This is a genomic window from Paraburkholderia sp. PAMB 6770 (assembly GCF_057748135.1).
In genome coordinates this window covers 3,101,541-3,118,068 of record NZ_CM173238.1, presented here as the reverse complement: position 1 = coordinate 3,118,068, position 16,528 = coordinate 3,101,541, and the positions used below count along the sequence as shown (strand labels likewise).

Annotated in this window: 15 protein-coding genes; 5 read left to right on the top strand and 10 right to left on the bottom strand. The window is 68.5% G+C overall.

The genetic code is table 11. From position 1 onward, the window contains the following. Positions 1–24 precede the first annotated feature (24 nt). The 4 genes from ybeY to AC3AP7_RS14060 form a co-directional block, all read right to left on the bottom strand. Positions 25–486 (bottom strand): rRNA maturation RNase YbeY, encoded by a 462-nt coding sequence (ybeY, locus tag AC3AP7_RS14075; protein ID WP_475761969.1) that lies wholly within the window; start codon positions 484–486, stop codon positions 25–27. Between the two features lie 57 nt (positions 487–543). Next, positions 544–1,617, bottom strand: a complete 1,074-nt coding sequence (locus tag AC3AP7_RS14070; protein ID WP_475761971.1) for a PhoH family protein — start codon at positions 1,615–1,617, stop codon at positions 544–546. Positions 1,618–1,651: 34 nt separating this feature from the next. Further along, on the bottom strand, positions 1,652–3,025 hold the full coding sequence (miaB, locus tag AC3AP7_RS14065; protein ID WP_475761973.1) for a tRNA (N6-isopentenyl adenosine(37)-C2)-methylthiotransferase MiaB: 1,374 nt from the start codon (positions 3,023–3,025) through the stop codon (positions 1,652–1,654). Between the two features lie 153 nt (positions 3,026–3,178). Then, on the bottom strand, positions 3,179–4,150 hold the full coding sequence (locus tag AC3AP7_RS14060; RefSeq protein WP_475761975.1) for a LysR family transcriptional regulator: 972 nt from the start codon (positions 4,148–4,150) through the stop codon (positions 3,179–3,181). A 137-nt stretch (positions 4,151–4,287) separates the two neighbouring features. Here AC3AP7_RS14060 and AC3AP7_RS14055 point away from each other — a divergent pair, with 137 nt between their 5' ends. Both AC3AP7_RS14055 and AC3AP7_RS14050 read left to right on the top strand, forming a co-directional pair. Next, positions 4,288–4,659: a VOC family protein gene (locus tag AC3AP7_RS14055; protein WP_475761977.1), complete on the top strand. Its 372-nt coding sequence runs from the start codon at positions 4,288–4,290 to the stop codon at positions 4,657–4,659. Between the two features lie 41 nt (positions 4,660–4,700). Then, positions 4,701–5,873, top strand: coding sequence for an MFS transporter (locus AC3AP7_RS14050; protein ID WP_475761979.1), 1,173 nt, complete (start codon positions 4,701–4,703; stop codon positions 5,871–5,873). Between the two features lie 216 nt (positions 5,874–6,089). Here the strand turns inward: AC3AP7_RS14050 and AC3AP7_RS14045 are convergent, their stop codons facing one another. From AC3AP7_RS14045 to glpD, 4 genes are all read right to left on the bottom strand, one after another. Beyond that, positions 6,090–6,776, bottom strand: a complete 687-nt coding sequence (locus AC3AP7_RS14045) for an HAD family hydrolase (protein ID WP_475761981.1) — start codon at positions 6,774–6,776, stop codon at positions 6,090–6,092. A gap of 120 nt (positions 6,777–6,896) precedes the next feature. Then, complete coding sequence (locus AC3AP7_RS14040; protein ID WP_475761983.1) at positions 6,897–7,604, bottom strand: MIP/aquaporin family protein; 708 nt, start codon at positions 7,602–7,604, stop codon at positions 6,897–6,899. Between the two features lie 142 nt (positions 7,605–7,746). Further along, a complete protein-coding gene (gene glpK / locus AC3AP7_RS14035; RefSeq protein ID WP_475767925.1) occupies positions 7,747–9,246 on the bottom strand; it encodes a glycerol kinase GlpK in 1,500 nt (499 codons plus the stop codon). 175 nt (positions 9,247–9,421) lie between these two features. Next, positions 9,422–10,963, bottom strand: a complete 1,542-nt coding sequence (gene glpD / locus AC3AP7_RS14030) for a glycerol-3-phosphate dehydrogenase (RefSeq protein WP_475761985.1) — start codon at positions 10,961–10,963, stop codon at positions 9,422–9,424. A gap of 211 nt (positions 10,964–11,174) precedes the next feature. On the opposite strand from glpD, the gene AC3AP7_RS14025 reads away from it, so the two are divergent. Beyond that, positions 11,175–11,549, top strand: coding sequence for a hypothetical protein (locus AC3AP7_RS14025; protein WP_475761987.1), 375 nt, complete (start codon positions 11,175–11,177; stop codon positions 11,547–11,549). Between the two features lie 253 nt (positions 11,550–11,802). On the opposite strand, the gene AC3AP7_RS14020 is transcribed toward AC3AP7_RS14025, so the two are convergent. Together AC3AP7_RS14020 and AC3AP7_RS14015 are read right to left on the bottom strand one after the other, a co-directional pair. Beyond that, entirely contained in the window at positions 11,803–12,000 is a 198-nt protein-coding gene (locus AC3AP7_RS14020; protein WP_475761989.1) for a hypothetical protein, read from the bottom strand. Positions 12,001–12,290: 290 nt separating this feature from the next. Then, entirely contained in the window at positions 12,291–13,070 is a 780-nt protein-coding gene (locus AC3AP7_RS14015; RefSeq protein WP_475761991.1) for a DeoR/GlpR family DNA-binding transcription regulator, read from the bottom strand. Between the two features lie 285 nt (positions 13,071–13,355). Here AC3AP7_RS14015 and AC3AP7_RS14010 point away from each other — a divergent pair, with 285 nt between their 5' ends. Together AC3AP7_RS14010 and AC3AP7_RS14005 are read left to right on the top strand one after the other, a co-directional pair. Next, entirely contained in the window at positions 13,356–14,993 is a 1,638-nt protein-coding gene (locus tag AC3AP7_RS14010; protein WP_475761993.1) for a gamma-glutamyltransferase family protein, read from the top strand. Between the two features lie 616 nt (positions 14,994–15,609). Then, positions 15,610–16,437, top strand: a complete 828-nt coding sequence (locus AC3AP7_RS14005; RefSeq protein WP_475761995.1) for a ferritin-like domain-containing protein — start codon at positions 15,610–15,612, stop codon at positions 16,435–16,437. Positions 16,438–16,528: the final 91 nt, after the last annotated feature.

The following is a 16,528-nucleotide window of genomic DNA, read 5'->3' as shown; positions in this document are numbered from 1 at the left end:
GCGGCGGGAACGGTCGTCGGCCGCTTAACGGTAAGGATCCGGAAAGCCGAGCGAAATGAGGATGCGGGTTTCGAGCGCTTCCATTTCCTGCGCTTCCTCGTCGACCTCGTGATCGTAGCCCTGCGCGTGCAGCGTGCCGTGCACCAGCAGGTGCGCGTAATGCGCGGCAAGCGGCTTGCGCTGCGCGGCCGCCTCTGTTTCGATCACCGGGCAGCACAGGATCAGGTCGCCGCTCACCGGATCGTCTTCCGATTCCGCGTACGCGAAGGTCAGCACGTTGGTCGCGTAGTCCTTGCCGCGATACGTGCGGTTCAGCATCCGGCCTTCCTCGGCGTCGACCAGGCGCACCGTCAGTTCGGCGTCGGCGAACAGCGCGGCCTTGATCCAGCGCGCGACGCTCGCGCGCGGCAACAGCGCCTTGTGCTGCGGCCAGGCCTTCGCGGCGGGGAATTGCAGGCTGAGCGTGAGTGTCGGGGCGCGGCTCATGCGGGGGCGGTGTGTGGCTCGAGGTTCGGGGTGAGCGGCGCGCGGCGCCGCGCCGGATCATTCGGCATGGCCGCCGCCGTCGCTTTTCTGCGCGTGCGCGTCATACGCCTCGACGATGCGCGCGACGAGCGGATGACGCACCACGTCCGCGCTCGTAAAGCGCGTGAGCGCGATGCCGCGCACGTTCGACAGCACCTGCTGCGCTTCGATCAGCCCGCTCTTGTGGCCGCGCGGCAGGTCGACCTGGGTCGTGTCGCCGGTGACGACCGCCTTCGAGCCGAAGCCGATCCGCGTGAGGAACATTTTCATCTGCTCGGGCGTGGTGTTCTGCGCCTCGTCGAGGATGACGAACGCGTGGTTCAGCGTGCGTCCGCGCATGTACGCGAGCGGCGCGATCTCGATCATCTGCCGCTCGAACATCTTCGCGGTCTTGTCGAAACCGAGCAGGTCGTACAGCGCGTCGTACAGCGGACGCAGGTACGGGTCGACCTTCTGCGCGAGATCGCCGGGCAGGAAGCCGAGCCGCTCGCCGGCTTCGACCGCCGGCCGCGTCAGCACGATGCGCTTGACCTGGTCGCGCTCGAGCGCGTCGACCGCGCACGCCACGGCCAGGTAGGTCTTGCCGGTGCCCGCGGGGCCGACGCCGAAGGTGACGTCGTGCGACACGATCTGCTTCAGGTATTCGCGCTGCGCGGGCGTGCGTCCGCGCAGGTCGGCGCGGCGGGTGTAGAGCTTCGGGCCGAGCTCGTCGGGCTCCGTCGCGTCGTTGCCGGCGGGTTCGTCGAACGGGTGATCCGGGTCGTGGCGCAGGCGCACGTCGTCTTCACCGTTGCCGTGGCCGTGGCCGTTCGTGCCGCCGCGCGCCGGGTGACGCGCCTCGACGAGCGCGAGCTGGATGTCGTCGACCGACAGCGGATCGCGGGCGCTGTTGTAGAAGTTTTCGAGCGCGGTGAGCGCGAGCTTCGCGCCGCGGCCGCGGATCGAGATGCGGTGGCCGCGCCGCTGCAGGGTGACGTCGAGCGCCTGCTCGATCTGCCGCAGGTTTTCGTCGAGCGGGCCGCAAAGATTGGCGAGCCGCGCGTTGTCGTCGCGCGGTGCGGTGAATTCCAGATGCTGCTGGGCGGTCTTCAAGGCGGGGAGTCGATCCTGTCGGTAAGTCGTGCGCTCAGTGGGCCGTCGCGGGGACGTCGTCGTTCACGAGGACAAGCTCGCCGCGCAACGAATGGGGGTACGCATGGACGATTTTCACGTCGACCATCTGGCCGGTGAGCCGCGCGTGCGACGCGGGCGGCGCGGGGAAATTCACCACGCGGTTGTTTTCGGTGCGCCCGGCAAGCTCGTTCGGGTCCTTGCGGGCCGGACGCTCGACCAGAATCCGCTCGACCTTGCCGACCATCGCGTCGCTGATGCGCTGCACGTTTTCCTCGATCGTCGCCTGCAGGTGCTGCAGGCGGCGCAGCTTCAGCTCGCGCGGGGTGTCGTCCGCGAGGTTCGCGGCCGGCGTGCCGGGACGCGGGCTGTAGATGAACGAGAAGCTGGTGTCGTAGCGCATCTCGTGCACGAGCGCCATCGTCTTGTCGAAATCCTCGTCGGTTTCGCCGGGAAAGCCGACGATGATGTCGGTCGACAGCGACAGGTCCGGGCGGATCGCGCGCAGACGGCGGATCACCGACTTGTATTCGAGCACCGTATAGCCGCGCTTCATCGCCATCAGGATGCGGTCGGAACCGTGCTGCACCGGCAGGTGCAGATGGTTCACGAGCTTGGGCACGCGCGCGTAGGCGTCGATCAGGCGCTGCGTGAATTCCTTCGGGTGCGACGTGGTGTAGCGGATCCGCTCGATGCCGGGAATCTCGGCGACGTATTCGATCAGCGTCGCGAAGTCCGCGATCTCGGCCGAGCCGGGCGCGACGGCGCCGCGGTAGGCGTTGACGTTCTGGCCGAGCAGCGTGACTTCGCGCACGCCCTGGTCGGCGAGGCCGGCGATCTCGGTGAGCACGTCGTCGAGCGGGCGCGACACTTCCTCGCCGCGCGTGTACGGCACGACGCAGTAGCTGCAGTACTTGCTGCAGCCTTCCATGATCGACACGAACGCGCTCGGCCCGTCGACGCGCGCCGGCGGCAGATGGTCGAACTTCTCGATCTCGGGAAACGAGATGTCGACCTGCGCGCGCCCGCTCGCGCGGCGCTCGTCGATCAGCTGCGGCAGGCGGTGCAGCGTTTGCGGGCCGAACACGACGTCCACGTAGGGCGCGCGCGCGACGATCGCCGCGCCTTCCTGGCTCGCGACGCAGCCGCCCACGCCGATGATGAGCGCCGGATTGGCCGCTTTCAGCTCGCGCACGCGGCCGAGGTCGGAAAAGACCTTCTCTTGCGCCTTTTCGCGCACCGAGCAGGTGTTGAACAGAATGACGTCCGCGTCTTCGGGCGTGTCCGTCTTGACGAGGCCTTCGGCGGCGCCGAGCACGTCGACCATCTTGTCGGAGTCGTACTCGTTCATCTGGCAGCCGAAGGTCTTTACATAAACTTTCTTGGTCATCGAATTTCGCCGGTCGCAGTGGTTAACCTGGGGGCGTCGTATCAGCGTGGAGGGGGCGAAAACGGGCGCGCATTCCGGCCGGGGAGTGGCCCCGATCCGGGCCGGCGAGCCGCCGCGCGGCGGGGCGGGCGCGTTTTCGTGCGTAGTCCGTCATTATAGCCGTTCGCCGGCGGGCGCTTGCGGCGCGGCGCGCCGGCGCGCCGCGTCGAGCAGCGTCTCCAGTTCGCCGCTCACCTGCGCGAAACGCGCGGCGAGAAAATCCAGCAGCACACGCACGCGCGGCGCCATGAAGCGGTTGCGGTGGTAGAGCGCATGCAGCGGCGCATCCGGGTAGCGCCAGTCGGGCAGCAGCACCCTCAGGCTGTCCGCGCGCAGGTCCGCCTCGACGTCCCACATCGACTTCACGACGATTCCGTAGCCGCGCAGCGCCCATTCCCGCGCGATCGCGCCGTCGTTGGTCTCGCGCGCGGTGTCGAGCGGCACCGTGTAGCGCTGGACCTCGTCGCCGCGCGTGAAGCGCCACTCGTTGATCGGACCGGACGCGGTGCCGAGCACGATGCAGTCAAAGCGCGCGAGGTCGTGCGGATCGCGCGGTTCGCCGTGCTTCGCGAGGTAAGCGGGCGAGGCGCACAGCACCCGGCGGTTCGGCGCGAGCGGCCGGGCGGCCAGCGCGCTGTCCTGCGGCACGCCGAAGCGGATCGCGAGATCGATGTCTTCCTGCACGAGATTCGACAGCGAATCGGACAGCGTCAGCGCGAAGCTCACGTCCGGGTACAGCGCGTTGAACGCGTCGAGCCACTGCATCAGCAAATTGCGCCCGAAGTCCGAGGTCGCGGAGATCCGCACCTTGCCGCGCACCGCGTTGCGGCCCGCCTGCAGCTGCGCTTCGGCGTCGTCGAGCGCGCGTAGCGCCTGGCGGCAACAGTTCAGGTAGAGCCGGCCTTCGTCGGTCAGGCGCAACTGCCGCGTGGTGCGCTCGAACAGGCGGGTCTTCAGGCCGCCTTCGAGCTTCTGCAGACGCGCGCTCGCGGCGGCCGGCGTGAGGCCGAGCTTGCGGCCGGCCGCCGACAGGCTGCCCAGTTGCGCGGCTTCGACGAACAGCCGGATGTCGCCGAGGTTATCCATCGCCAAGGGTATCCGCCAATTATTCAGGAAATTTTGAAAATCATTCAAATGCTACGCCAATTCTCAAATTCACGCGGCGCGCGGACAATCCGTCTACCGATTAACCCTGGTAGGCCAGTCAGGCGCCCGCTTCTGCGATGCATCTCGATCACGCGACGATCGTCACGGCCGAACTCGACGCCACGCGCCGTTTTTTCGTCGACGTGGCCGGGCTCGACGACGGCCCGCGGCCGCCGTTCGGCGTGCGCGGCTACTGGCTGCATGCGCAGGGCCGGCCGGTGATTCATCTCGTCGAGGCCACGCGGGCGGGCGGCGCGGGCCGCACCGCGCCGCGCATCGATCACGTCGCGCTGCGCGTTGCAACGGCGGCCGAATGGGCTGCGCTCGTCGCGCGGCTGCGTGCGCACGGCGTGCGCTACCAGCTTGCCGACGTGCCGCTCACCGGGGAATTGCAACTGTTTGTCGCGCTTGCGCCGGGCGTCGTCGTCGAGTTCGTGACCGCGCGGTGAGGCCCATGCGCGACGCCCTACCCTGAATCTGGAGTCCTGCGATGCCTGTTCCTCTTCTCGCGCTGGCCATCAGCGCCTTTGCGATCGGCACCACCGAGTTCGTGATCATGGGCCTGCTGCCCGACGTCGCGCGCGATCTCGCGGTCTCGCTGCCGTCGGCCGGGCTGCTGGTGAGCGGCTACGCGCTCGGCGTGGCGCTCGGTGCGCCGCTGCTCGCCGCGCTCACCAGCCGGATGCCGCGCAAGCTCGCGCTGCAGCTGCTGATGGGCGTGTTCATCGTCGGCAACGTGCTGTGCGCGCTCGCGCCGGATTACGCAATGCTGATGGTTGCGCGCGTCGTCACGTCGTTCGCGCACGGCTCGTTCTTCGGCATCGGCGCGGTGGTCGCGGCGTCGCTGGTGCCGCAGGAAAAGCGTGCGAGCGCGATTGCGCTGATGTTCACCGGGCTCACGCTCGCGAACGTGCTCGGCGTGCCGTTCGGCACCTTCATCGGCCAGCAGTTCGGCTGGCGCGTCGCGTTCTGGGTCGTCAGCGGCCTCGGCGTCGCTGCGCTCGCCGGCGTCAGCGCGCTCGTGCCGAACCGCCACGACACCGGCCCGGCGGGCCTCGCCCACGAAATGCGCGTGATGCGCGACCCGCAGGTATGGCTCGCGCTTGCGATGACCATCTTCGGTTTCGGCAGCGTGTTCGTCGTGTTCACGTTTATCGCGCCGATTCTGGAGCAGGTGAGCGGCTTCTCGCCGCATGGCGTCACGCTGGTGCTCGTGCTGTTCGGCGCGGGGCTGACGCTCGGCAACACGGTCGGCGGCCGCTTCGCGGATCGTGCGCTGATGCCGTCGCTGATGGTGATCCTCGCGCTGCTCGCAGTCGTGATGGCGGTATTCACGCGCACGAGCCACACGCCGTTTGCGGCGGCCGTGACGGTGTTCGTGTGGGGGATCGCTGCGTTCGCAACGGTGCCGCCGCTGCAGATGCGCGTCGTCGCGAAGGCGAGCGCCGCGCCGAATCTGGCCTCGACGCTCAATATCGGCGCATTCAATATCGGCAATGCGGGGGGCGCGTGGCTCGGCGGCCTGGCGATCGGCCACGGCTGGGGGCTCGCGACGCTGCCGTGGGTGGCCGCCGGCGTCGCGCTCGCGGCGCTCGCATTGACCGGGTTCGCCGCGCGGCTCGATGCGCCGGCCGGCAAGCGGGCCGTGGCTGAGGCCGCGTGACGGGGCACCGCGGGGGCACAGCCGGGGCGCCGCCGGGGTGCCGTTGGCAAGAGCCGCAAGAACCGCAAGAACCGCAAGAGCCGCAAGAACCGCAAGAGCCTGATCCCGACGGATGCCCGCGGGCGGACGGCGGGGCTCGCGGGATCAGGGCCGAAGCCGCGACGCGACGCAGACGCGCGGAGCAGGCGGGCGCCGCAGCCCCGTGCGCGCCGGGGGTTACGACTGCTGCTCGCCGAACTCGCCGCGCAAGCCTGCTTCGACGAGCGCCGGCAGATCGTCCATGCTCGCAATGATGCGCGTCATGCCCATCTTGCGCAGCGCGTCGGCATAGCCTTGCGGAATATGGCTCGCGCCGACGAACGCAATGGTCTTCATGCCGGCCGTGCGCGCGGCGTTCAGGCCGGCCACGCTGTCTTCGACGACGAGGCAGCGCGCCGGCTCCACGCCGAGCTGCGCGGCCGCGTACAGGTACACGTCGGGATACGGCTTCGGACGCGCAACCTGCTCGGCGCTGAAGATGCGCGTGCCGAACACGTGCTGCAGCCCCGCGCGGCGAATCGACGCGTGCACGCGGGTGAGCCGGCTGTTCGACACCACGGCCGCCGGCAGCGCGACCTGCTGCAACGCGTCGCGCACGCCGGCGATCGGGCTCAGGCGGGACGCGAGCGCGGCTTCGACGTTGTGCTCGACCGTCTCCAGAAAATCCGGCGGCAGCCGGATGTCGAATGACGCCTCGATGCCGGCGAGAAAGCGCGATGTCTGCTGGCCGAACGCGGTCTTGACCGCGTTCGCGAAGTCGAGACCGGGGAACGTGACGGTGAGCGTTTCGAGCAGCACGTGGTCGGCAATGACTTCACTGTCGACGAGGACACCGTCGCAGTCGCAGATGAGATGGTCGATCATGAATGAAACCGGAAGCAGCGGAAGCGGGGGCGCGTGGAACGCTCGCGTACGACGCGCAAAGCGTCATGATACGTGCTTTGCGGCGGCCTGAGCGTGCGCAGGCTGCCGCGCGCGCTCCGGTCAGTGGGCGTGCAGGTAGACCCAGGTGGCCGCGACGCCGCCCGCCAGCGGGCCGCAGACGGGAATCCACGCATAGCGCCAGTCGCTGTCGCGCTTGCCCGGGATCGGCAGCAGCGCGTGCATGAGCCGCGGCGCGAGGTCGCGCGCCGGACTCATGGCGTAGCCCGTCGGGCCGCCGAGCGAAATGCCGATGCCGAGCACGAGCAGGCCGACCGGCACCGCGTCGAGCGCGCCCAGCCCGATCTGCGGCGATGCGAGCGACAGCACGCCCAGAATCAGCACGAAAGTGCAGATCATTTCGGCAAGAAAATTGTGCGGCACGCTGCGGATGGCCGGTGCGGTGCAAAAGACGCCGAGCTTCAGGTCGGCGTCGGCTTCCCGGGCGAAGTGCTGCCGGTAGGCGGCCCACATGAGGCCCGCGCCCGCCATGCCGCCGAGCATCTGCGCGGCCACGTAGCCCGGCACCTTGCTCCACGCGAACTTGCCCGCCAGCGCGAGGCTGACCGTGACGACCGGATTCAGATGCGCGCCGCTGGACGACGCGGTCATGAAGACCGCGATGAACACCGCCATCGCCCAGCCGGTCACGATGACGATCAGGCCGGCGTCCCGGCCTTTGGTCCGGGCAAGCAGCACGTTGGCGACCGCGCCGTCGCCGAGCAGGACGAGCACCGCGGTGCCGATGAATTCGGCAATACAAGGTGACATGATTCGCAATACTGAATAAAAATGAGATGTGATCCGGCGGCACGCGACGGCGGCGCGCAGCGCCGGCATCCCGCTGCGCGCCGGTTTGCCGCCGGCACGTTCGGGCGGGGCCGCGACGGGTGCGCCGCGGCCCCGCCGGCGCTCACGGCGTGTCGGCCCAGGCCTTGGCGGCGCGCACCGCGCGTTGCCATCCGGCGAGGTTGCGTTCGACGTCGGCGGCCGCCATGTCGGGCGTGAAGCGGCGATCGAGCGCCCACTGGCTCTGCAGCGCGTCGACGTCCTTCCAGTAGCCGCAGGCGAGACCGGCGAGGTACGCGGCGCCGAGCGCGGTGGTTTCGCTGACCCGCGGGCGCACCGCGTCGACCCCGAGGAGGTCGGCCTGGAACTGCATCAGCAGGTTGTTCGCACAGGCGCCGCCATCGACGCGCAATTCGCCGATGCGGATACCGGAATCTGCTTCCATCGCCTTCAGCACGTCGAGCGACTGGTATGCGATCGAGTCGAGCGCCGCGCGGGCGATGTGCGCGGCGCTCGTGCCGCGCGTCACGCCGAACAGCGTGCCGCGCGCCCGCGCGTTCCAGTGCGGCGCGCCGAGCCCGGCGAAGGCCGGCACCAGATAGACGCCGTCGCCGTGCGGCACGCTGCGCGCGAGCGCCTCGATGTCAGCCGCGCTCTTGATGATGCCGAGCCCGTCGCGCAGCCACTGCACGACCGCGCCGCCGATGAAGATGCTGCCTTCGAGCGCGTACTGGACCTGCTCGCCGATCTGCCAGGCGATCGTCGTGACGAGGTTGTTGCGCGATTCGATCGGTTGCGCGCCGGTGTTCATCATCAGGAAGCAGCCGGTGCCGTAGGTGTTCTTCACCATGCCCGAGCGCGTGCACATCTGGCCGAACAGCGCCGCGTGCTGGTCGCCGGCGATGCCGGCAAGCGGGATCTTCGACGCGAATACCGTGGTGCGGGTCGGGCCGTAGATTTCGGAGGACGGCCGCACCTCGGGCAGCATGCTGCGCGGAATGTCGAGCGCGGCCAGCAGGTCGTCGTCCCACTGCCGCGTGTGGATGTTGAACAGCATCGTGCGCGACGCGTTGGTCACGTCGGTGATGTGCAGCGCGTGCTTCGTGAAGTTCCAGACGAGCCATGCGTCGACGGTGCCGAACGCGAGGCGGCCCTGACGGGCCTTTTCGCGCGCGCCCTCGACGTTGTCGAGAATCCAGCGGATCTTGGTGGCGGAAAAATAGGCGTCGATCGGCAGCCCGGTTTTCGCCCGCACCGTCTGTTCGAGCCCCTGCGCCTTCAGCTCGTCGCACAGACCGGCGGTGCGGCGGTCCTGCCAGACGATCGCGTTGTAGATCGGGTGCCCGGTCTCGCGATCCCAGACGATGGTGGTCTCGCGCTGGTTCGTAATGCCGATCGCGGCAATCGACGTGCCGTTCAGCCCCGCCCGCGTGACCGCCTCGGCCGCGACGCCGGCCTGGGTCGACCAGATCTCCTGCGGGTCGTGCTCGACCCAGCCCGGCTGCGGGTAGATCTGCTCGAATTCCTTCTGGGCCGTCGAGACGACGTTGCCCGCGCGGTCGAACAGCATCGCGCGGGAACTGGTGGTGCCCTGGTCGAGCGCAAGGATGTACTGATCCTGCATCTGTCTCATCTCCATGTTCTATCGGGCCGCGCAGTGGCGGCTTGCAACGGAAGCGGTCCCCCGGCGCGGCGTGGCGGGCCGCCGCGCGGTTTTCGCTATCTCCCGGCGGGAGACCGCGCGGCGCGCGCGTGACCGCCCGCGCGCCCCCCGCCTGTCCGGCGCGCGGCTGCGCACGTCATGCGGGCTGGCCAGCGCGCGCACCCGGAGCGGGCGTGCGGGCGAACCACGCGTCGATGTCCTGCATCACGCTCGCGAGCGTGCCGGGCTCGATGTGCAGGCCGAGCTTCGAACGCCGCCACAGCACGTCCTGCGCACACGTGGCCCACTCGATGTCGCGCAGATAGCGCAACTCCGCTTCGTACAGGTCCGGCGCGAACGCGGTGCCGAGCGCGGCCACCGAGCCGGCCGCGCCGATGACCTGCATCGTCCGGGTACCGTACGCGCGGGCGTAGCGATGCGCGAGCCCGGCCGGCAGCCACGGATATTGTTGCTCCAACTGCGCCAGAAAGCGCGCGAAGTTTGCCTGCGCGATGTCGCCGCCCGGCAGCGGCACGCCCGCGGTCCACGCCGGCGCCGGGCGGCGCAGCGCGTGCGTGAGCGTGTCGAGCGCTTCCTCCGCGAGCTTGCGAAACGTCGTGATCTTGCCGCCGAACACCGACAGCAGCGGGGCTTCGCCTTCCGGTGCGTCGAGTTCGAGTCGGTAGTCGCGCGTGACCGCCGACGGATTGTCCGCGTTTTCGTCCTCGAGCAGCGGGCGCACGCCCGAGTAGCTCCAGCGCACGTCCGCCGGCGAAATGGGCTGGCGGAAATAGCGGTTGATCGAGTCGCACAGGTACTGCACTTCGTCCGTCTCGATGGCGACCTGCGACGGATTGCCCTGGTAGGCGATGTCGGTTGTGCCGATCAGCGTGTAGTCGCGCTCGTAAGGGATCGCGAAGATGATGCGCCGGTCCGGGTTCTGGAAAATGTAGGCGTGGTCGTGCGCGAACAGGCGCGGCGTGACGATGTGGCTGCCCTTGACGAGCCGCACGCTGTGCCGCGCCGGCAGCCCGAGCGCGCCGTGCAGCAGTTCGCCGACCCACGGACCGGCGGCGTTCGCGATGGCCCCGGCGCTCACGTCCGCGCTCGTGCCGTCGGCGCGACGCAGGCGCGCATGCCATTCGCCGCCCGCGCGCGCCGCTTCGACGAGCTTCGTGCGGGTGAGCACCGTGGCGCCGCGCTCCTTCGCGTCGAGCACGTTCAGCACGACGAGCCGCGCGTCGTCGACCCAGCCGTCCGAGTACACGAAGCCGCGCCGGATGCTCTCCACGAGCGGCGCGCCGGCCGGGTGGCGCCGCATGTCGATGCCGCGCGAGCCGGGCAGAAGCTCGCGGCGCGCGAGGTGGTCGTACAGGAACAGGCCGGCGCGGATCATCCACGCGGGCCGCAGGTTCGGCATGTGCGGCATCACGAAGCGCAGCGGCCACATGATGTGCGGAGCCGCGCGCAGCAGCGTTTCGCGCTCCTGCAGCGCCTTGCGCACGAGGCCGAATTCACCGTATTCGAGATAGCGCAGGCCGCCGTGGATCAGCTTGGTGCTTGCCGACGACGTGTGCGCCGCGAGGTCGTCCTGTTCGCACAGCAGGACCGACAGGCCGCGCCCGGCGGCATCGCGGGCGATGCCCGCGCCGTTGATCCCGCCGCCCACGACGAGCAAATCGTACCGGGTGCGTTGCATCTGCTGCAGATCCTTGGTTGGCAAAAGGGAGGATGACACGGGAAAGTGCGCGGGGAAAAGGAAATGAATCGAACCATGAATGTTCGATTTCGAACTTTAACGAACGTATTCGAAAAAGTAAAGGTTGATTTGCGCGCAGCCGGCCCGCGCGAGTGGCGCAACGCGCGGCCACCGACGATACTCACGTCTATCGGTCTTCGTGAGGTGAACCATGCGGGCAGTCTGGTGGATGGGGGCGGCGGCGTTGCTGGCCGGTTGTGCGAACACGCCGGACCTGGCGGGCAGCTTCGGCGCGCCGTCGTTTGCGGCGCTCCAGCAGATGTGCGGCGCCGCGCCGGTCGATTACGGCAGCGACGCGCAGCCGGTCTATACGGCGTTTCTCGATGCCTACGTCGCCCATCGGCACGGTCATCTGACGAAGGACGCGTATTGCGCGTTCCAGGCGTCGATCGCGCAGCACTACGAGACGCTCGCGAAGAGCAGCGATCCGCAGTCGCGCAATCAGTGGGTGAGCTATTTTCTCGGTCGGCGCGCGCAGGCCATCAGCTGGCGTGCGACGGTGGATCCGACGCTACGGGGCGGTTGAGCGGGCATCATTCCCCGCGCGCAAGCGCGTCGCGATGCGGGTGGAGATTGCACGCCGACGCCGCGCCGGAACGATTGTTCGCGCCATCGGCAACCGGCCCGCGCGGGCACGGTGCGTCGGCGGCGCAGCGGCATGATGGTCACAGGCGGGACACGCGCGGGATATACGCAAAACACGCGCGAAACACCCGCGAAACACGCGCACCGCGGACGCGCCCGGTGCGAGCGCGGGTTTGTCAGGGAGATCGGCGGCGTCAGGAGAAACGCTTGGCGGCACGGACCGCCGAGTCGCCGCTTTCGGTGACGCGCCACTGGCGGCGGCCGGAGGCGAGCCTTTCGAGCTGCACGAGCTGTCGCTCGAACAGGGCGTCCAGTTCCTGGCGGTCCATGTCGACCTGATTGGGCGCGTCCTTCAGCAGCAGCAAAGTGGCGAATTCATGCGGGCTCAGCATCGTTCTCTCCAGGGCAAGCGGCGCGCGGACCAGACTGCCGGGGCGGCAGGGGCGGCGATCCGCGACACGATCAGGTGGGAGTTCAGGCTGTCACGTCCGGTGCCGCACGAAGCGGGCATCGGGGTTTGGAGTGTAGTCAACCGGGCCGCGAACGCCAAATCGTCCCCGAAAATTTTCCGTTTGACATTCGCATCGCGCAGCGGCGGTGTGCGCCTGCGCGGAACTTCGCGATTTCACTCGAACTCCGGTGTGCGCCGCAGCAGCGGCGCCGGGGCACCGGCGGCGCCGGCTTACCCGGCGACGTAGACCTGCGTGCCGGCCGCCGCGAGCGTGTCGAGCATCTCGGCGGGCGGCGCGGCGTCGGTGAACAGCGCGTCCACCTGGTCCAGATGCCCCTGGCGCACCAGCGCGGGCCGACCGAACTTCGAGTGGTCGGCGGCGAGGAACACCGTGCGCGCATGCTCGATGATCGCCTCGGCGACGCGCACCTCGCGCGTGTCGAAATCGCGCAGCGTGCCGTCGGCCTCGATGCTCGACGTGCCGACGATCGCGAAATCGACCTTGAACTGGCGGATGAAGTCGATCGCCAGTTCGCCGACGATGCCCTTGTCCCACGGACGCACGATCCCGCCGGTCACCAGCACCTCGCAGTCCGGGTAGCCGCTCATCATGCTGGCGACGTTCAGGTTGTTGGTGATCACGCGCAGGCCGCGATGGCGGTTCAGCGCGCGCGCGACTTCCTCGGTGGTGGTGCCGAGGTTGATGAAGAGCGACGCCTGATCCGGGATGTGCGTGGCGACGAGCGCCGCGATGCGCCGCTTTTCGTCGTGGAACATCCGCTGCCGCGCGGTGTACGACACGTTCTCCGAACTGGTCGGCAGGCTCGCGCCGCCGTGATAGCGCCGCAGCAGGTTCATGTCGGCGAGCCAGTTGACGTCGCGCCGGATTGTCTGCGGCGTGACCTCGAAATGCGCCGCCAGATCGTCGACGGTCACGAAGCCGTCGCGCTGCACCCACTCGAGCAGTTCCTGTTGACGCGCGTTGAGGGTCAGGCGGGGGTCTCGGGTCATGAGTATCGTGTCGCGGGCAAAGCGCCGACGCGGCGCCTCGCGCACAATGGGTGGATGTGCCGCTATTGTAAGACTATCCGCCAGGTTGTCCGTCAGCCGAACGACCCGGCGCGCACATGACGCCGACATCCGGCCCCGTATTCAGTCGTCGTCTGCATTGATTCATTTGATAAATGAATTTGTGTTTAGCGCGGCTTCCGGCTGCAATGGAATGTTTTCGCCTCACCCTTTCGCGAGGTGCGTCACGCCGCGCGTGGCCGCATCGCGCTCTCCGAGAGTGTTCACATGACCCGCTTCGACTGGCATAACCCGTATCCGACCCAGCGCCTGCCCGTATTCGCGCGCAATATCGTCTCGACTTCGCACCCGCTCGCTGCGCAGGCGGGGCTGCGCATGCTGTGGAAAGGCGGCAACGCGGTCGATGCCGCGATCGCCGCGGCTGCCGCGATCACGGTGGTCGAACCGGTGTCGTGCGGGCTCGGCGGCGACGCGTTCGCGCTCGTCTGGGACGGAGCGAAGCTGCACGGGCTGAACGCGTCGGGCGTCGCGCCCGCGGCGTGGAGCGTCGATTATTTCCGGCGCAAGTACGGCGAGGAAAACGGCCTCGCGAAGCAGCCGAAGCGCGGCTGGGATGCGGTCACGGTGCCGGGCGTGATCGCCGGCTGGGAGGCGCTGCACCAGAAATTCGGCTCGCTGCCGTTCGCGGACCTGATGGAGCCGGCGATCGAGATCGCCGAGCGCGGCCATGCGGTGGCGAGCATCGTCGCTTACAAGTGGGCGGCCGCGGTGCCGGACCTGAAGGATCAGCCCGGCTTCGCGCAGACATTCATGCCGCACGGCCGCGCGCCCGAGGTGAGCGAGCGCGTATGCATGCCCGGCCACGCGAAGACGCTGCGCGCGCTCGCGCAGCACGGGCCGCGCGCGTATTACGAAGGCGAGATCGCGCAGCGCATCGCCGCGTTCTCGCGCGAGTGCGGCGGCGCGATGACCGCGGACGACCTGCGTCACTATCGGGCCGAATGGGTCGCGCCGATCAGCAAGGACTATCGCGGCCACACGGTCCACGAGATTCCGCCGAACGGGCAGGGCATCGGCGCGCTGATCGCGCTCGGCATCCTCGAACAGTTCGACGTCGGCGCGCTGCCGGTGGACAGCGTCGCGTCGCAGCACCTGCAGATCGAGGCGATGAAGCTCGCATTCGCGGACGTCTACCGCTACGTCGCCGATCCGCGCTCGATGGACGTCACGCCCGCGCAGATGCTCGACGACGCGTATCTCGCGTCGCGCGCGAAGCTGATCGATCCGCGGCGCGCCACCGCGTTCGACTTCGGCATGCCGAAGGCGGGCGGCACGATCTACATGTCGGTCGCCGACGAGCGCGGGATGATGGTGAGCTTCATCCAGTCGAACTACATGGGCTTCGGCTCGGGCATCGTCGTGCCGGATACCGGCATCTCGATGCAGAACCGCGGCTGCGGCTTCTCGATGGACCCGGCTTCGCCGAATGTCGTCGAGGGCGGCAAGCGGCCGTTTCACACGATCATTCCGGCGTTCCTCACGCAGCGGGTCGACGGCCGCGAGGAGGCGGTGATGAGCTTCGGCGTGATGGGCGGCGACATGCAGCCGCAAGGGCATCTGCAGACGATCGTGCGGATGCTCGACTACGGCCAGCAGCCGCAGGCAGCCTGCGACGCGCCGCGCTGGAAGGTGAACCGCGACTTCACGATCGACGTCGAGGCGACGCTCGACCCGCAGACGGTGCGCGCGCTCGAAGGCCTCGGCCATACGATCAAGTCGATCGACGACCCGTACATGGACTTCGGTTCGGGCCAGTTCATCTGGAAGCTCGATCGCAATGAGCCGGAGCGCGGCTATGTGGCCGCGAGCGACAGCCGGCGCGACGGCCTCGCCGCCGGCTTCTGAGCGGCCCGCCCGCCCGCGCGGCCCGCTCGCGCCGCGGGGTGTGCACGTGCGGCACCCCGGCATGCCGATGCATGCCATTTGGCAATGGCCGATGCAGGCGGCCCTGTCGTTCGGCCTGGTGCTGCTGAACGGCGGGTCGCGGTGTCCGCTGTCGCCGGTGACGGGCGACAGCCCGGGCCGATGCCCGCGCGGATGTCGGAGACCTTTCCGGCGCGGATGTGCTCGACGCGCCTTTCCGTCGGTTATCGCAGCGGCGTGACCGCTGCCTGCGATGCGCCGCGCACCGCGACCGTTGCGCGGCCCGTTGCGCGGCCCGTTGACGCGCCGTCCCGCCGTTGCCCCCGCGCTCCGTCGCTCGCCCGGAAGCGCCGGACACGCGCTTCGCGCGGTCTGTGTTGATCTGAAACAATCCTTCGCTTCGCGCACGGGAACCGCCGGTAGCGCGGCACGGTCTGTGCTGTACTCTCTGCAGAGTTGCAGAACACCAGCTAAGATGCGTATAACAACGGGTTAACTCTAATTCAAGGCGCTGTATCGACGAGAGGGCGGCCGGGCGTAGCGGGGCGGGTTCTTTGGCAAGCTCTCGGGGTGGATACAGCTTTCGGAGCAACACACGATGCACACTGAGCTTACCCATGTCATGCCCTGGCGGATCGAGGACATCGACCTGAGCCGGATCGACCGGCAACGCGCGGTGGCGAACGAAGACCTGCTGCTGTTGCTGTGCGCCGCCTCGTTCATCGAAAGCGGCTCGGATCTTTACACCAGCAACCTGAGCACCTTCTTCAACGGCGACCCGGAAGTGTCGGCGTGGCTGTCGCGCGAGTGGGAACCGGAAGAACTGCAGCACGGCCGCGCGCTGAAAACCTATATCGCCTACGTGTGGCCCGAGTTCGACTGGGACACCGCGTTTCAGCGCTTCTTCGACGAGTATTCGAAAACCTGCAATGTGGAGGATTTCGAGAAGACGCGCGCGCTGGAAATGGTGGCGCGCTGCGTGGTCGAGACCGGCACGGCCACGCTGTACCGCGCGATCGGCGAGTGCTCGGACGAACCGGTGCTCAAGGAGATCACCGACAACATCCGCACGGACGAAGTGCGGCACTACAAGCACTTTTTCAAATACTTCAAGAAGTACAACAAGATCGAGGGCAATGGCCGGCTTGCGGTGCTTGGCGCGCTGATGCGCCGGGTGCTGGAGATCAAGAACGAAGATTCGGAAATCGCGCTGCGGCATGTGTTCGCTGTGCGCTATCCGGAGCGCGTGCACGATTCCGCCTACAACCGCGAGCGGGCCGCGCGGATCAACACGCTCGTGCGCCGCAACCTGTCCGCCGACATGTGCGTGAAGATGCTGCTCAAGCCGCTCAACCTGCCGGCGCGCATTCATTCGGGCGTGCACTACCCGCTCGCGAAGATCACGCAGCACGTGTTTTTCCGCTGAGCTGCGTGCGTCGGGCGCGACGCCTCGCCGGCGGCCGCATCAGACGAAGGGCCTGCGTTCGCGCGGGCCCTTCGCTTTGTCTGTGTGCGAT

Excerpts from the sequence above, each read along its gene's own strand:
- ybeY (WP_475761969.1), bottom strand. The coding sequence starts at position 486 with ATGAGCCGCGCCCCGACACTCACGCTCAGCCTGCAATTCCCCGCCGCG.
- miaB (WP_475761973.1), bottom strand. The coding sequence starts at position 3,025 with ATGACCAAGAAAGTTTATGTAAAGACCTTCGGCTGCCAGATGAACGAG.
- AC3AP7_RS14060 (WP_475761975.1), bottom strand. The coding sequence starts at position 4,150 with ATGGATAACCTCGGCGACATCCGGCTGTTCGTCGAAGCCGCGCAACTG.
- AC3AP7_RS14055 (WP_475761977.1), top strand. The coding sequence starts at position 4,288 with ATGCATCTCGATCACGCGACGATCGTCACGGCCGAACTCGACGCCACG.
- AC3AP7_RS14050 (WP_475761979.1), top strand. The coding sequence starts at position 4,701 with ATGCCTGTTCCTCTTCTCGCGCTGGCCATCAGCGCCTTTGCGATCGGC.
- AC3AP7_RS14045 (WP_475761981.1), bottom strand. The coding sequence starts at position 6,776 with ATGATCGACCATCTCATCTGCGACTGCGACGGTGTCCTCGTCGACAGT.
- AC3AP7_RS14040 (WP_475761983.1), bottom strand. The coding sequence starts at position 7,604 with ATGTCACCTTGTATTGCCGAATTCATCGGCACCGCGGTGCTCGTCCTG.
- glpK (WP_475767925.1), bottom strand. The coding sequence starts at position 9,246 with ATGCAGGATCAGTACATCCTTGCGCTCGACCAGGGCACCACCAGTTCC.
- glpD (WP_475761985.1), bottom strand. The coding sequence starts at position 10,963 with ATGCAACGCACCCGGTACGATTTGCTCGTCGTGGGCGGCGGGATCAAC.
- AC3AP7_RS14025 (WP_475761987.1), top strand. The coding sequence starts at position 11,175 with ATGCGGGCAGTCTGGTGGATGGGGGCGGCGGCGTTGCTGGCCGGTTGT.
- AC3AP7_RS14020 (WP_475761989.1), bottom strand. The coding sequence starts at position 12,000 with ATGCTGAGCCCGCATGAATTCGCCACTTTGCTGCTGCTGAAGGACGCG.
- AC3AP7_RS14015 (WP_475761991.1), bottom strand. The coding sequence starts at position 13,070 with ATGACCCGAGACCCCCGCCTGACCCTCAACGCGCGTCAACAGGAACTG.
- AC3AP7_RS14010 (WP_475761993.1), top strand. The coding sequence starts at position 13,356 with ATGACCCGCTTCGACTGGCATAACCCGTATCCGACCCAGCGCCTGCCC.
- AC3AP7_RS14005 (WP_475761995.1), top strand. The coding sequence starts at position 15,610 with ATGCACACTGAGCTTACCCATGTCATGCCCTGGCGGATCGAGGACATC.